The sequence below is a fragment of the Gilliamella sp. Pas-s27 genome (assembly GCF_009795865.1).
In the GTDB taxonomy this organism is placed as follows: domain Bacteria; phylum Pseudomonadota; class Gammaproteobacteria; order Enterobacterales; family Orbaceae; genus Gilliamella.
Window position 1 is genome coordinate 68,950 of sequence record NZ_WTEW01000009.1, and the last position, 16,351, is coordinate 85,300.

A 16,351-nucleotide genomic window follows, 5' to 3' on the forward strand; every position below is an offset into this window, starting at 1 on the left:
TTTCGTATTTTTATTCATTTTAAGCTTTATGGCAAGCTTTTTTTAAAATATCAATAATCTTAATATCCAATATTTGTTAATAGCAAAAACTTAATAGTGATAACAGTTTAATTAAAATAATTGGTTTAAAAAAGTTAGAAAACATAATAAAAAAAGAGCATGTTTTTTAACATACTCTTTAATATTAAAGCGTTATTATATTTTTGTTAAATCAATTACCTTTTTAAAACGGTAAAAAACAATTGAACCTAAAATGACACTTGATAAAGCAATAAAAAAATCAAATAAAATAGCGTAACTAACATCTATGATTGCTAGTTTAGGTACAATCTGTGGAATCACAAAAAAGGATAATCCACTTAATGTATACATGCAACCAACTGCAAGTCCTTTGCGAGTTGGAAACATTTGTTGCATGACAACTAATGTTAATTGTAATACTCCACCTGCTGCAAAAAACCCCAATCCAACTGCCGCAACAAAACACATTATGGGCGATATATTGAAATAAAAAATAATTAACACTAGTGCAGAAAAAGCAGGAAATATGATGATACAAATTATTGGTTTTAAGAGATGTTTAACAACAAAGGCTGTAATAAATACCGATATGATCGATGCGGCACTATAGTAACTAATCAATTTTCCAGCGTAACTCATACTCATACTAGCGCCTGTCATCGCTATCATAGGGAGCCACTGTAAAATAATGACAAATGTTGCTGTTGTGGTAAACCCCATAATAATCAGTAAAATTCCTTCTAATTCAAATCGAGGTTTATCTTTGAAATAGTTACCAAAACTTTTATTACCTCTAATTACCGTATCTTTATAAGGGAATTTTTGTGGTAATAATAGTAAACCATTAATGGCTAAATAAGCAGTAAAGCCAAGAAATGCCCAACCATACCATATCTCGTTTGTATAAAAGAAAGCAACAATAAAAGGAAGTATTAGTGTACCGATAGAGATAGAAGCTTTGATAAGCACGCTTGCTGAACTTGCAGAGCTAGGAAAGCACTCAGTCAAAGCTGGCATTGACCCTGTATCTAAAAAAGAGTTACCAGCCCCAACAGCAATTGCTAGACAGAAGGCAATATTAATATCAGTACAAAAGGTCATACCCACAAAGAAAATTGCATAACAGGTCATACCTAGATAAATAAATAACTTTCTCCCGAATTTATCCGATAAAACTCCGCCAAAAAACATTAAACATATTTTACCTATTCCGATACCCGATGCTACATAACCAAGCCCTATTATATCGGTATTTAATTGCTTTGTAAGTGCCAAAGAAAATTGCATAATTACAATTAACGCAATACTTTGAATAATATAGTTTGCATAAATAGAACCAACAATCCTATAACGATTGACCTTTCGATTATCCATTTGTCTTACTCCATATGTAAAACATAATACTTTGTTTTATTAAAAATATAAGTAACAATATTAAATTGTTTTCTAGTGTCAAAAAATACCACTTTTTCAGTGGCGTTTTATAAAAAAATTAAATTAAACTTAAATTATTTCAAGAATTTGAGAAAGAATCAGACTTTCATCTTGGTCAACATTGACTACATGGTGAGCAGCATCATGATACAAAGGTAGTCTTTCAGCCAATACTTTTTCCATCTCATCAATAATTGACAAGCCTGTTAGTGAGGGTCGTTGAGCAACATTAGGGTCTTTCATTAAACGTGCCGCTAAGGTCGCAACAGGTGCCGATAAAAAGATAACTGTACCATTTTGTTTCATAAATTTACGGTTATGCTCAGCTAATACCATTCCGCCACCAGTTGCAATAACACAATTGGGTTTAGTTGTGTCAACAAGCACTTGGCTTTCTCTTGCCCTAAATCCTTCCCAACCTTCTTTTTCAACAATTTCGGCTACTGTTTTTTGAGTTGTTTCAAGTAAGTGCTTGTCAGTATCAATAAAAGAAAACGATAACTTATTAGCTAACATTTTTCCCATCGTTGTTTTACCTGCAGCCCTTGCACCAACCAAAAAAATTGTTTTATTCATATTAGAGGTGTCCTTTCTGATTTACAGAATACGTTAACCATGCTAGTGATTTGTTCTTTTTTTTGCAATATATTTTTCATACATTATTTAATTTGTTGAAAAATAAAATTTTTTATAAAAATGTAATAAAACATATAAAAATATTATCGTAAATATTTATTTACATTAAATTATAGAAAATCCTAAATAACAGTAAAATTAAAACTTTGTTGGTAATGTCAATTAGCAGAGCTTTTCTAAACCACGAAAATAAAGCTCTGTCGCAATCGATTGATGTAATCGCCACTGAATAATATCAAGATCAGTATTTACCTTTTTGAATTCTTCGTATGTCATAAAATAACGAATAGTATTGCTACCAACACGATCATTGATACTATTGATGATAATATTTATCTTTTCGATTCGAAGCTTTTTTAGCTCTTGCATTGCTGTTGCAACAAACTCCGGAATAGATTTAGTGCCGTTTTCCCAATCATGCCAAGTATCAATATCTGTTTTTCCAATATATTTACTGGCTTCTGATACTTTTAACATGAAAAAACGACGGTACGCTTGTAATTCTAAGTTAGTCATAAATATTCCTTATTGTAATTCTCATTGGTTATTCAGTTAATATTGTTAGTTTTTTAGTTCAATTGAATAAAACTCAAATTTAATAATCACAAAATAAATTATCCAAATAACCGAAAATAACTAATTCTAATTTAACTAGCCACAGTTGTTGCCATTGTGGTAATTATTTTTTAGTTAAAGCATCAATTACAGCCTGTTTTGCACGCTCAGAAAGATCCTTTCCAGTCCAAATTTTAAATTGAGCATTGGCTTGACCTATAAACATTTCACGTCCAGAAATAGATTCCCAACCTGCTTGCTCTGCTTCTTGTCTAAAACGTGTATTGTATGGAGTATAAACGATATCATAAGCTACTCCTTTTCCTTTAAACCAAGCTTGGTCGTAAGGAGTTTGATCTTCAAATTTCCCCGTCATGCCTAGTGGTGTTGAGTTAATTATGATTTGAGCTTCAACCTCACTGCGGTCTTCCCATTTAATTATTTTTAAGTTGAATTCATTAGCTAGTATTTGAGCTGACTCATCCACAATATCAGTTACTGTAATATTGGTATAACCAAGATCCTGTAAGCCAACAACGGCTGCACGTGCAGCACCGCCTGCACCAAGTAATAACACTTTGTTATATTCTGCAGGTAGTTTTTTGTTTTTAAGTGGTTCCATAAATCCAACAATATCTGTATTGTCACCACAGAGCTTATCACCACGCCAATACACTAAATTAGCAGCTCCCGCTTTTTTTACATGCTCTGTCACTTCATCTAAATAAGGAATAATCGTTTGCTTATGCGGAATAGTGACACATAAACCTCGAATATTTAATAATCTTACCGATTTAAATAGAGTTGCAATCTCTTGTGGAGGTGTAGCAAAAGGAACTAAAACAGCAGGAATGCCATAGTCTTGGAATGAAGTAGTATGAATGAGAGGGCTCATACTATGTCCTAAAGGATAACCGATAATGCCGTATATACTGTATGGCGTAAATTGGCTCATATAACCTCCATGAAAATTAAAAAATAAAATTTAATAGGTAAAATCTATAATTTAGTATTAAAACATATTTATTATAAAATTAAACCGTTTTTGTATTTAATCAAAATAATTTAAATTAGAAAGTAATTGTTTTAATAATAACAAAATAAAATAAATGTTATCTATTTGTTAATATTCATTTGAGTAATAAAATTATTTTATGCTTAAATAAGATAATGCTTGAGAATTTTCGTATAACAGCGTATACTTCGCTACCTCATTATTGTGGGTGTAATGTGAGAGGTAAACTGCTTCTCAGATAGAACTGCAGTAAACTAAAAGCCTGACGAGGTTAATTCCATTAACATATTACGCCCAGGGCTTAAGCATAGAAATTTCGGAGAATTATTGACATGTCACGAGTATGCCAAGTAACAGGAAAAGGTCCTTTAGTAGGAAATAATCGTTCTCATGCGATGAATGCTACTAAACGTCGTTTTCTACCAAACCTTCAAACTCACCGTTTCTGGATTGAGAGTGAAAAGCGTTTTGTAAAACTACGTGTATCTGCTAAAGGTATGCGTACTATCGATAAAAAGGGTATTGATGCAGTTTTAGCTGAACTTCGTGCCCGTGGTGAAAAGTACTAATAAGGAAACCATATCATGGCAAAAGGTGTACGCGAAAAAATTAGATTAGTTTCTTCTGCTGGTACAGGTCATTTTTATACCACTAGCAAAAACAAAAGAACTATGCCTGAAAAAATGGAGATCAAAAAATACGATCCTGTAGTTCGTCAGCATGTAGTTTATAAAGAAGCTAAAATCAAATAGTTTTAAATAAATAAAAAAGCCCAGCTATGCTGGGTTTTTTTATGTTTTTTTAATATGAATATTATTAATTGCTTGCCACAATAACTATTTAAGCAATAAAAAAGCTTCAGTTTTTAGCTGAAGCTTTAGTAAACAAATAATGATTTTATTTTAAATATTGCTGTTCATAAGCTCTTGCTTTATTATCATCAAAAACATGTTCCCAACGAGCAATAACTATTGCAGCTAATGCATTACCTACTACATTAACTACAGTTCTTCCCATATCTAAAATTCGTTCAACCCCCATAATATAACCAATACCTTCAAGAGGAATGCCAACACTACCAAGTGTTGCCGATAGAACTAAAATCGATGCACCAGGAACACCTGCGATACCTTTAGAAGCAATCATCAATGTAATAACAATAATAATTTGATCCAAAATTGTGAGATCAATTTTAAAAAGTTGAGCTAAAAAGATAACAGTTATACTTTGATAAAGTGTCGAACCATCAAGATTAAATGAATATCCCGTTGGAATCACAAAGCTAGTTATTGATTTTGGAGCACCATAAGCTTCCATCTTTTCAATAATCTTCGGTAGCGCTGTTTCTGAACTTGCCGTTGAAAATGCAATGACTAGCTCCTCTTTTAAGATTCTTAGCAATGTAAAAATATTGAAGCGACAAAGTTTGCAAACCAGACCAAGTACCACTAACGTGAAAATGATCATTGCCGAATATACAGTCAAAATTAATTTAAATAAAGGCAATAAAGATTCAAAACCATATTTAGCAACAGTTACAGTGATAAGTGCAAATACACCAATTGGTGCATAACGCATTATCATATTGGTTACTTTAAACATGGTATCTGAAATTACTTTTAAAAAGAAAAGAAACGGTTCACGCTGTTTGTCAGGTAAAGACATTAATCCTAAACCAAAAAAGACACAGAAAAAGATAACTGGTAAAACAGCACCATCCGTCATAGCTTTAAAAATATTTGCAGGAATCATATCGAGAATCATAACAATCAAACCATGTGGTTTTCCGCTTAATTCTTCTGCTGCTTTTGCATATTTACTCACATCAGTTGTTGCAAGTGTAGATGAATCAATACCCGATCCTGGTGAAAAAATATTTCCCCAGCAAAGGCCTAATAAAATAGCAATAGTGGTAATAATCTCAAAATAAAGTATTGTTTTAAAACCTAAAGTTCCCAATCTTTTCGAACCGCCAATACCTGCAATACCTAACGTTAATGTACTGAGTATGATAGGTAATACAATCATTTTAATTAAACGAATAAAAATATCGCCTGCAGGCTGAAAAATATTAACTATCGAAAATTGATAATAAGAATGTAATGGATGAGATGGAACAGAAAGCTCAAATAAATAAGCTCCCATCGCAACACCTAAAACCAAAGCAATTAAAATCTGCCATGCAAGATTTGTTAAAATTTTTTTTGTAAAAAATGCCATCTAATACTATTCCTTTTCGAGGTTATTCTAAATAAAAAAGGATTAGTTAATATCACTAATCCTTTTTTATAATTAAAAATTATTCTTCGGATCCTTGTTCTAAATCACTCCGCTCTTCACTATGAGGTAATAAATCGGATTCACTATCATCCTCTGTTTCAGCTATTCGCTGTAATCCCACAACCTTTTCTGTTTCTGCTGTACGAATAAGCATAACGCCTTGAGTATTACGACCGACAATACTTACTTCTGAAACTCGAGTGCGAACAAGCGTTCCTGCATCTGTAATTAACATGATTTGATCCGTTTCATCAACCTGAACCGCACCAACCACAGCACCATTACGCTCACTTACTTTAATAGAAATAACACCTTTAGTTGCTCGTGATTTTGTTGGATATAATTCTTGCTGTGTACGTTTACCATAACCATTTTGGGTTGCTGTTAATATTGCACCGTTTCCACGAGGTACTATCAGAGATACCACTTTGTCATCACTATCAAGCCTTATACCTCGAACACCCGCAGCAGTTCGTCCCATGCAACGAACTTTATTAGCTGGGAATCGAACAACTTTACCATTTGCTGAGAATAACATAATATCTTCAGTCGTTGAACATTGCGCAACTTCAGCATCTTCAACATCAATGTCTTCGATGACGATATCATCATTCATTTCTTCATCATCAGTCATAGCGGAAGGATCATTACTGGTTAAGTCAACGCCAATTAATTCATCATCATCACGCAAATTAATCGCAATAATGCCACCACTTCGTGGACGGCTAAATTCAATTAAAGATGTTTTCTTAACTGTACCTTGTGCTGTTGCCATAAATACACAATGTTCATCATCAAATTCTCGAACTGGTAAAATTGCAGTAATACGTTCGTTTTCTTCTAGTGGTAATAAATTTATTATTGGACGACCACGAGAGCCACGACTAGCTTCAGGTAATTGATAAACTTTCATCCAATATAATCGACCCCGGCTTGAAAAACAAAGAATCGTATCGTGAGTATTAGCCACTAATAATTTTTCAACAAAATCTTCTTCTTTAATTTTAGTTGCAGATTTACCTTTGCCACCACGACGTTGAGCTTCGTAATCAGAAAGAGGCTGATATTTTACATAACCTTGATGAGAAAGAGTAACCACCACATCTTCTTGAGCAATAAGGTCTTCAATATTAATATCTGCACTGCTTGCGGTAATTTCTGTTCGTCTAGCATCTTGGAATTGGTCTCGAACAGCCTCAAGCTCTTCACGAATCACTTCCATTAAACGCTCTGAACTTGCCAAAATATGCAATAACTCACCAATTTGAACTAACAACTCTTTGTATTCATCAAGAATTTTTTCATGTTCAAGGCCCGTTAAGCGGTGTAAGCGAAGATCTAAAATCGCTTGAGCTTGTGCTTCTGATAAATAATAATGTCCATCATGAATACCAAACTCTGGCGCTAAATCTTCTGGTCTAGCTGCATCATTACCTGCTTTTTCTAACATAGCAGCAACATTCCCAAGTTGCCAAGCTTGACTCAATAATTTAGTTTTTGCTTCACTAGGCGTTGCTGCAGCACGAATTAGTTCAATGATAGGATCGATATTAGCTAGTGCAATTGCCAAACCTTCTAATACATGAGCACGTTCGCGTGCTTTGCGTAGTTCATAAATAGTTCGACGAGTTACTACTTCACGGCGATGAAGAACAAATGCTTCAATCATCTCACGCAAATTTAACAGTTTAGGTTGACCTTTATGCAAAGCCACCATATTAATGCCAAATGAAACTTGTAATTGAGTTAAAGAAAAAAGGTTATTTAAAACAACTTCACCAACCGCATCGCGTTTTATTTCAATAACAATACGCATACCATCTTTATCAGATTCATCACGTAATGCTGAAATACCTTCCACTTTTTTATCTTTAACTAATTCAGCAATTTTTTCGATTAATTTTTTCTTATTAACTTGATATGGAATTTCGTTAACGATAATCGTTTCACGACCACTATGATCGTCAACTTCAATTGTTGCTCTAGATCGAATATAGATAATACCACGACCAGTGCGATAAGCATTTTCGATGCCCTTTCTACCATTGATTAATGCTGCTGTTGGAAAATCTGGACCGTGAATATATTCCATTAAACCATCAATCGAGATATTTTCATCTGCAATGAAGGCCAAACAACCATTAATAACTTCAGATAGATTATGAGGAGGAATGTTAGTTGCCATACCAACAGCAATTCCTGATGAACCATTGATCAATAAGTTAGGAATTCGCGTTGGTAACACATCAGGAATCATTTCAGATCCATCATAGTTTGGCGAAAAGTCAACAGTTTGTTTATCAAGATCTGTAAGCAATGCTCCTGCAAATTTTTGCATCCGAATTTCGGTATACCGCATTGCGGCTGCCGAGTCACCATCAACAGAGCCAAAATTACCTTGCCCATCAACTAGCATATAACGCAATGAAAATGGTTGAGCCATACGCACAATTGTGTCATAAACAGCAGAATCACCATGCGGATGGTATTTACCAATTACATCCCCAACAACACGTGCCGATTTTCGATAAGGTTTATTCCAATCATACCCTGCTTCATGCATTGCAAATAAAACACGCCTATGCACAGGCTTTAAACCATCTCGCACATCAGGTAATGCTCGACCTACAATGACTGACATTGCATAATCAAGATATGAAGACTTTAGTTCATCTTCAATATTAACGGGAGTTATTTCTTTGGCTAGTTCGGTCATAACACCATGTTCTCTTATTAATTTAAATCATCAAACAGTTCATAATTGTAGCATAAAATAGCTATTAATGCAGAACTAAACTACTTTTATTTCAACTTATTCATTATGGATAAACAATGTATTTTCAATTAATTGGCATAGACAATTTAAAATCATGGCATGCATTTCATAAGCCATCACTTTTTTATAAGATGGGATTCTAATTTCAATATCATTTTGACCTAATAAACCAATTACTTCACCACCATCAAAAGCTGTTAATGCAACAATTTTCATATCTTTAATTACTGCTTCTTGGACGGCTCGAATGATCGAGCGACTATTTCCTTGACACGTAGCTATAATTAAAACATCGCTTTGTTGTCCTAATGCTTGAATTTGACGAGCATAAACTTCTTCATGATTGGCTATCGCACTTAATAAAACATTGTCCGATACTAAAGCTATTGCTGGAATACTTGGTCTTTCGATGTTAATACTAGTGATTAAACGTGAAGTAAAGCTTTGTACATTGGCCGCCGATGAGCCATTACCACAACTCACAATCTTATTGCCATTAAGCAAACTCTCGACAATGATATTTGCGGCCTTTTCGATAGAATAACCAAGTGATTCTGCCATCACGATTTGAGTCTGAATACTTTCAGTAAAATAGTTTTTAATTAAATCTTGCACGTTTTCACCTAAAAATTAAAATGCATTGATAATCCACTTTTGCCTTTTACCTGTAATAGCAAAAACATCAAATCTAAACTCTGTATCTTCAATGTTTAAATTTTGCTCTATCATCCATAGCTGAGCAGCCTGTTTTATCTTATTTTGTTTATTTAATGTTACGGTCATTTCGGCATCACCAAAATTCGCATTTTTTCGATAACGTACTTCAATAAAAACAATACAATCATTATCTAACATAATTAAATCAAGCTCACCAAAGCGAAATTGGCTATTATGAGCAAGAAGTTTGAGACCTTGCTTTAGTAGATATTGGCAAGCAATATTTTCATAATGCTCACCAATTTGTTTTTTATTCGCTCTTAGAATCTGATTTAGCATCACCATAGATATATTGTTGCCAAGAGAGTGAGCGAGTCACTTCACATTGTTCTGTTGAGGATAGTTTACCAGTCATTCCATCTAAAAAATTAGGTTGATATGAATTAAGCTGGTTAAACCGATTAGCAAGTCTCCATGCGTCAATTCCCATTGCATATAGACGCATTAATGAATAATCTTTTTGAACATTACTCGGTATATTTGTATTTACATTATCCTTTTGATTCACAATCATAGGAATTTCTGCATATTCAGTTTTATTCATATCATAGTTAAAATCTTTAGAAGCATTAGCAACATGACTTTTTGAACTTGAATAAAGAATGATAGTTGATGAATTGCCAATAGTTTTATTTGCGCCCATATCAAGCATTGGTTTTATCAATGTCAATTCATCATATGAAGAGTAAACATAAATAGCATCAAACCCAGTAGATAACATTCCCTCTGATAAGCCTTCATTATTCAAAATAGGATTTCCTGTAAGGCTAATACCTACATTCCGATTCATATTGGCGCTTAACGTTGTAGTATTGCCAAAATATTGTACATAAGCTTGTGAATTATTTGCCGATAATTGTGACCACTGTGCAGCAAAACTTTGTGCAACTCGTCTTCCCAAATCTGTTTGGGGGACTAATAGTAGTGGTTTTACTTTATTTTGAGAATAAATATGGTCTGCAGCATCTTTTGCTTCATCCTCAGGAGATAAAGCAAAAAAACACATTTTATTAGCAGAAGCAGCCGTGTTATCAATCTTATTTAAGGCTAAAACAGGAATAGGTGGCGCTAGTTCTTTTATTTTTGCAACTTCATTTTTTAATAAAGGTCCTACAATTAAGTCAACATTCTGTTCCTGTGCTTGTTGAATTAAAGTATCTATAGGCGCACTGGTTGTATCCAATACAATCACATTTTGTTGGGGTTCTTGTGGGAAAAAATTTATAGCATTGATGTAACCTTGGCGAATAGTTTCACCAAATATACGAGAAGAACCGTTTAATGGTAATAATAAAGCAACATTTTTTGCATTAGCATCAACAGAAAGTGTTTTTCCACCAGTTAATATGGAAATAATATCGTTAGCTGGGTGATCTGGATATTGCGTAGCCCAACTGTTGATAGCTTGATTCAATAATTTTTTTTGATTTTCAGATTTTGCAGCAATTGTTTCTGGAGTATCTTCATCTTGTGAAGCGAGTGTTTTAGTATTATTTTGATAAATATAAGCTAATTCAACCCAACCTCTTAATACTATGTCATTTTCATCAACAAAAATTTTACCAAGTTTATCAGATTTCAATTTATGGAAAAAATTCCATATATTGTTTAATAATTGTCTTTTTTGAGCTTCTGATACATATTTTTCTAATTGAAGATAATCATGAGCTTGGGCATTAATATCTTTACTATTTATATCTAGCCCTAATTTTATAGTGTAATAACGGTATAACTGTGAATTAGTAAATTTTTCGAGAGCAAATTGATTAAGGTCAAACTTTTTTCTCTTTTTTACAGCAATTTCTCCCTCTGATAATAACTTCTCTATCTGTTGTTCAGCATCAAGATTAAGAGGCAAATTTGATAATAATACGTTTGCTTGCGAAAATTTATTTTCTTTTATTAAAGCGCGAATAGCTAATAGTTGCCAATTAACTTTAATGGAACCAGTGCTATTATCCGCTTGTGACAAATAATAGTTAGAGTTTTGATGATCATCAAAGACAAGGGACTTGTTTGATTTAAGACTACATCCCACTAAAAATACAAATAATGACATTATTAACACAACACAAAAGGAGCGTTTCAGATTCATACCTATTCCCTTATAAGTTTTTATCCCCAAATTCGTTGTACATGAACGGTGACTTCTTCTCGATCATGATAAAGCTGTTTAGCCTGAATTTGTACATTAATTTTCTTATTATTTAATTCGTTGCTTAGTAATTGTAAACTTTGTTTTACTTCTTCATAACGCTTTTTCATTGGTAATTTAAGATTAAAAATAGTCTCTCTACACCAACCATTAATTAGCCATTTAGCTATTAATTCGGTAACTTTAGTTGGTTTTTCAACCATATCACAAACTAACCAATAAATATTATGCTTTTTAGGAATAAATTTAAAACCATCTTCTCTATAATGTTTGACTTGACCGGTTTCCATTAATTTTTCATTCATCGATCCATTATCAATGGCATAAACCATCATACTTCTTTTTACAAGTTGATAAGTCCATCCCCCTGGACAAGCTCCTAAATCAACAGCATTCAACCCGCCTTTTAATCGCTCATCCCACTCTTCATAAGGGATAAAGATATGAAAAGCTTCTTCTAATTTTAACGTAGAGCGACTCGGAGCATCAGAAGGGAATTTTAGTCGTGGAATTCCCATATAAAAAGGGGAATTATTTTGGCTAAATGAATAACCAACATAACAACTATTATTATTGATAAAAAATAAATGAATAACAGGACGAGAAGGATTTTCAATTTTCAATAAAATACGTTTATTTCGTAATGCCTGACGAAGAGGAACCGTAAATTTACGACAGAAACCTGAAAGTGCTTTACCTTCATTAGTATCAGCAACTTCAACTCGTAAATCACCCGCTTTATCTATACATCCAGATAATGCATTAGTAATAGGAGATATACGATCATTTGTTGGTAAATTAACTAATAAGTCACCAGAAACAAACATTTGTCGTGCAAAAATAAGTGTCCGAAAAGACAAATCCTTTATTAGTAATTGAGCATCATCATCTTGATAACATTCAAAAATAACATAACTGCTGTGTTCTTTTACTTTAGCAAAACCATATATTTCTTTTTTCGCAGCTCTATCTGTAATTTCCGCCGCACACTCTTTTTCAAATCCAGGACGACAATATAAAATAATTTTATTTAGTTTTTGCATATTGTAATTTTTTGCTCTTTTAACTGATATTATAAAAAACCGTATTAATCAGATTGCACACTATCAGAATATAAAGGGGCATCTCCTTTCGGGCGAGTTTTGAATCGACGATGTAACCACATATATTGTTCAGGTGCTTTTAAAATTTCTTGTTCAATGATTTTATTCATGAACGTTGCCGCTAAAACATCATCTTCTACAGGAAACCCTTCAACTCTAGGAGAAATATAAACAATATAGCGGCCACTTTTTTCCCGTTTAGGTGTAAATGGGATAATAGCAGGATGACCTAACTTAACTAATATACGCGTACCTACTGTTGTCGCAGCTTTTTCGACTGAAAATAGTGGAGCAAAAACACTATTTTTAGGACCATAATCATGATCGGGGGCATACCAAAGCAATTCACCATTTTTTAATGCTCGAATCATACCTTTTGTGTTATGACGTTCCAACATATATTTGTTTGATTTTAAACGACCTTTAAGTTGAATATAATCCATAACAGGATTATCATTCGGTCTATACACCCCCACACCAGGATGACTCATTCCCAAAATACGTGCGCCTAATTCTAATGTTAAAAAATGGATACCGATAAGTAAAACACCTTGACCTGACTGTTGCGCCTTTGTTATATAATTATCACCAATAATAGATGTATGACGCGCTAAACGTTTATCGGACCAAAACCAAGCCATACCAGTTTCAAAAATAGCTAACCCAGTAGAAATAAAATTCTCACGTAACATCTGATCACGTTCTTGTTGTGTTTTTTCAGGGAAACAGAGTTTAAGATTTTGTCTCGCTGTCTCTTTACGTTTACCAATTAACTTCATCGAGAGTAATCCTAACCCTCTTCCCAATTGATAAATAATTGGGTATGGCAATAAAACAATTAAATATAAAACACCAATACCAAGCCACGTTAACCAATAACGGGGATATAATAAATTTTTAGTAAAAATAGGGCGAATTTCTTGATTTTGACTCATATTAAGATCAAATATTATTAATAATACAGTTATTTATTATATACTATATCTTGTTTTTCGGGAGCATAAAAATAAACAAAGCTTAAGGCGTCATATCATTATTCAGTTGTAATATTTGTTATCAAATTATATTAAGTTAAGTCATCGTTAATAATTAAAACTATTAGCTATGTTCAATTTTCAAAATTACCTATTTTTATGCTGAGACAAATATTTTTCTGAAACTTTTTGACAAAAAATCAAACAGCAACAGGCGCCTTGATTGCGGGATGGGGATCATAACCAACAATTTCAAAATCCTCAAACCTATAATCAAAAATTGTTAGAGGTTTACGTTTAATAGTTAATTTTGGCAAAACTCTTGGTGCACGACTTAATTGCAAATGGGCTTGTTCTATATGATTAGAATAAAGGTGTGTATCACCACCAGTCCACACAAAATCACCTACATCCAGTTCACATTGTTGTGCAACCATATGAACTAACAATGAATAGCTGGCGATATTAAATGGTAGCCCTAAAAACACGTCACAAGAACGCTGATAAAGCTGACAAGAAAGTTTACCGTTTGCAACATAAAATTGGAAAAAAGCATGACATGGTGCTAATGCCATTTGTTCTAATTCTCCAACATTCCAAGCAGAAACAATCATACGTCTAGAATCAGGATCATTTTTAATTTGATCAATTAATTGTGAAATTTGATCTATTTGACGACCATCGGTAGTCCCCCATGTACGCCATTGTTTCCCATAAATAGGCCCTAAGTCACCGTTGGCATCAGCCCATTCATCCCAAATTGTTACTTTGTTATCTTTTAAATACTGGATATTAGTATCGCCTTTTAGAAACCAAAGTAACTCATGGATAATTGAACGTAAATGACATTTTTTAGTTGTGACAAGAGGAAAACCTTCTTGTAAATTAAATCTCATTTGATGCCCAAAAATAGATAGCGTTCCAGTACCCGTTCTATCTGACTTAGGCACGCCTTCATCTAAAATTTTTTGCATTAACGCTAAATATTGTTTCATCGTATTTTCGCCTTATTATTAAATCTATACGCAAACAAAATAATTAAAATACCACCAATAATCATTGGCAGACATAATATTTGCCCCATACTAATAACATTTAAAAATAAACCTAACTGTTCATCTGGTTGTCTAAAAAACTCTATAACAAATCTAAATAAACCATAACAAAGCAAAAATAATCCAGATACTGAGCCAGTAGGTCTTGGTTTTCGGATAAAAATATTCAAAATAATAAATAGTACAATTCCTTCAAACATCATTTCATAAAGCTGTGAAGGATGTCGTGGCAAAATGCCATTGAGCTGAGAGTAAAGTGAAAACCATTCAGGATGAGATTGAACAAACATAAAATCGGCATGTGATGATGTTGGAAATAGCATACCAATAGGCAAATTAGTTACTCTTCCCCAAAGTTCTCCATTAATAAAATTACCAAATCGTCCAAACATTAAGCCAATTGGAACGAGTGGAGCAACAAAATCACCTACTTGCATAAAAGTTTTCTTTGTCTTTTTGGCAAAAATAGCAATAACAAAAATAGAGCCAATCAAGCCTCCATGGAAAGACATGCCACCTTCCCAAACTTTAAATAAAATTACAGGATCTTTTATAAATGAATCAAAATTATAGAAGAAAACGTAACCTAACCTACCTCCAATAAAAAGGCCTAAAAATCCCCAAAATAACAAATTTTCAACCTGTTGTAATGTCCACTTGCTATTTGGTTTATTTGCCCGGCGTTTAGCCAAATAAAGGGCTCCAAGTACACCAAATAAATACATTGCACCATACCAATGGAGCGATATAGGGCCAATAGAAAAAGCTATTGGATCGATTTGAGGAAATTGCAAATATTGATTCATTTTTTTATACGCTTTTTATTTTTACGTTTATGAGCAAAGAAATTAAATCGTTTCTTTTTAGGAATATTGGTAATAGGTACATCTATTTCAATTTGAATTGAAAAAACAATACAAGAGAACTCCTTCATTGCTTTCCTATATACATCTCTTTTAAAAGAAATAACTTGCCGAATAGGATACCAATAGTTAACCCACTTCCAATCATCAAACTCAGGAGTTGACGACATATTAAGATTAATTACAGATACATCAGATATTAATTCTAATAAGAACCACTTTTGTTTTTGCCCAATACAAACAGGTTGATTTTCCCAACGAATCATTCTTTTCGGTAATTTGTATCGTAACCAACCATTAGTAACAGATAAAATTTTTACATCTTTTGATGATAAACCTACTTCTTCGTTTAATTCGCGAAACATTGCCTGCTCAGGCGTTTCGTTTTGTTTTATGCCGCCCTGAGGAAATTGCCAAGAATTTTGCCCATAACGACGAGCCCAAAGTACCTGACCATACCTGTTACAAATAACTATTCCTACATTTGGACGGTAGCCATCATTGTCAATCACTGACTACCTCAAAAATTTATTTTTATACAGCTAAATTGTTTCATACATAAAGCAATAAATAAATAAAAAAATAGTACTAATAGAATAAATACGCCTTTTCTGTGTATTTTTCACACTAATCAATATTTATCATAATATTAATCATCATAGCTTACTGCTTCGTTATTTCTCTAAATAAAAATCCCAAAAGCAAAAAAGCCCAGCATCACTGCTGGGCTCATCTATTTAAAAGTCTGGCGGCACCCTACTCTCACA

General features: G+C 33.1%; 16 protein-coding genes. 2 read left to right on the plus strand and 14 right to left on the minus strand.

The window, feature by feature from the left end; translation table 11 throughout:
* Positions 1–195: 195 nt before the first annotated feature.
* The 4 genes from GQ589_RS05175 to aroE form a co-directional block, all read right to left on the minus strand.
* Positions 196–1,395, minus strand: a complete 1,200-nt coding sequence (locus tag GQ589_RS05175; RefSeq protein WP_160424954.1) for an MFS transporter — start codon at positions 1,393–1,395, stop codon at positions 196–198.
* Between the two features lie 129 nt (positions 1,396–1,524).
* Positions 1,525–2,031, minus strand: a complete 507-nt coding sequence (aroL, locus tag GQ589_RS05180; protein WP_160400483.1) for a shikimate kinase AroL — start codon at positions 2,029–2,031, stop codon at positions 1,525–1,527.
* A gap of 222 nt (positions 2,032–2,253) precedes the next feature.
* The gene (locus GQ589_RS05185) at positions 2,254–2,607 is read right to left on the minus strand and encodes a DUF1870 family protein (RefSeq protein ID WP_160400482.1); all 354 of its coding nucleotides are present in this window, start codon (positions 2,605–2,607) and stop codon (positions 2,254–2,256) included.
* A gap of 163 nt (positions 2,608–2,770) precedes the next feature.
* Complete coding sequence (aroE, locus tag GQ589_RS05190; protein ID WP_160400481.1) at positions 2,771–3,601, minus strand: shikimate dehydrogenase; 831 nt, start codon at positions 3,599–3,601, stop codon at positions 2,771–2,773.
* Between the two features lie 392 nt (positions 3,602–3,993).
* Between aroE and rpmB the strand changes: the two genes are divergently transcribed.
* On the plus strand, positions 3,994–4,230 hold the full coding sequence (gene rpmB / locus GQ589_RS05195) for a 50S ribosomal protein L28 (protein ID WP_034884345.1): 237 nt from the start codon (positions 3,994–3,996) through the stop codon (positions 4,228–4,230).
* A 15-nt stretch (positions 4,231–4,245) separates the two neighbouring features.
* The gene (gene rpmG, locus GQ589_RS05200) at positions 4,246–4,413 is read left to right on the plus strand and encodes a 50S ribosomal protein L33 (protein WP_034884348.1); all 168 of its coding nucleotides are present in this window, start codon (positions 4,246–4,248) and stop codon (positions 4,411–4,413) included.
* Between the two features lie 145 nt (positions 4,414–4,558).
* Here the strand turns inward: rpmG and gltP are convergent, their stop codons facing one another.
* The 10 genes from gltP to rppH all read right to left on the minus strand — a co-directional run bounded on the left by gltP (position 4,559) and on the right by rppH (position 16,096).
* A complete protein-coding gene (gene gltP / locus GQ589_RS05205) occupies positions 4,559–5,881 on the minus strand; it encodes a glutamate/aspartate:proton symporter GltP (protein WP_160400480.1) in 1,323 nt (440 codons plus the stop codon).
* Between the two features lie 79 nt (positions 5,882–5,960).
* Positions 5,961–8,657 (minus strand): DNA topoisomerase (ATP-hydrolyzing) subunit A, encoded by a 2,697-nt coding sequence (gene gyrA / locus GQ589_RS05210; RefSeq protein ID WP_160400479.1) that lies wholly within the window; start codon positions 8,655–8,657, stop codon positions 5,961–5,963.
* 96 nt (positions 8,658–8,753) lie between these two features.
* The gene (locus tag GQ589_RS05215; protein WP_160400478.1) at positions 8,754–9,332 is read right to left on the minus strand and encodes an SIS domain-containing protein; all 579 of its coding nucleotides are present in this window, start codon (positions 9,330–9,332) and stop codon (positions 8,754–8,756) included.
* 15 nt (positions 9,333–9,347) lie between these two features.
* Entirely contained in the window at positions 9,348–9,713 is a 366-nt protein-coding gene (locus GQ589_RS05220) for a YraN family protein (protein ID WP_160400477.1), read from the minus strand.
* Positions 9,685–11,529: a penicillin-binding protein activator gene (locus tag GQ589_RS05225; RefSeq protein WP_160412236.1), complete on the minus strand. Its 1,845-nt coding sequence runs from the start codon at positions 11,527–11,529 to the stop codon at positions 9,685–9,687. The genes GQ589_RS05220 and GQ589_RS05225 overlap by 29 nt, the downstream gene beginning before the upstream one ends.
* Positions 11,530–11,549: 20 nt before the next feature.
* A complete protein-coding gene (gene rlmM, locus GQ589_RS05230) occupies positions 11,550–12,632 on the minus strand; it encodes a 23S rRNA (cytidine(2498)-2'-O)-methyltransferase RlmM (protein ID WP_160400475.1) in 1,083 nt (360 codons plus the stop codon).
* A 44-nt stretch (positions 12,633–12,676) separates the two neighbouring features.
* Complete coding sequence (lpxL, locus tag GQ589_RS05235) at positions 12,677–13,627, minus strand: LpxL/LpxP family Kdo(2)-lipid IV(A) lauroyl/palmitoleoyl acyltransferase (RefSeq protein ID WP_160400474.1); 951 nt, start codon at positions 13,625–13,627, stop codon at positions 12,677–12,679.
* A 239-nt stretch (positions 13,628–13,866) separates the two neighbouring features.
* On the minus strand, positions 13,867–14,661 hold the full coding sequence (thyA, locus tag GQ589_RS05240; protein WP_160400473.1) for a thymidylate synthase: 795 nt from the start codon (positions 14,659–14,661) through the stop codon (positions 13,867–13,869).
* Entirely contained in the window at positions 14,658–15,527 is an 870-nt protein-coding gene (gene lgt, locus GQ589_RS05245) for a prolipoprotein diacylglyceryl transferase (RefSeq protein WP_160424956.1), read from the minus strand. Before lgt ends, thyA begins: the two co-directional genes overlap by 4 nt.
* Positions 15,524–16,096 carry an RNA pyrophosphohydrolase gene (gene rppH, locus GQ589_RS05250; RefSeq protein WP_160400471.1) on the minus strand — a complete coding sequence of 191 codons (573 nt, stop codon included), beginning with the start codon at positions 16,094–16,096 and terminating at the stop codon, positions 15,524–15,526. Before rppH ends, lgt begins: the two co-directional genes overlap by 4 nt.
* Positions 16,097–16,351: the final 255 nt, after the last annotated feature.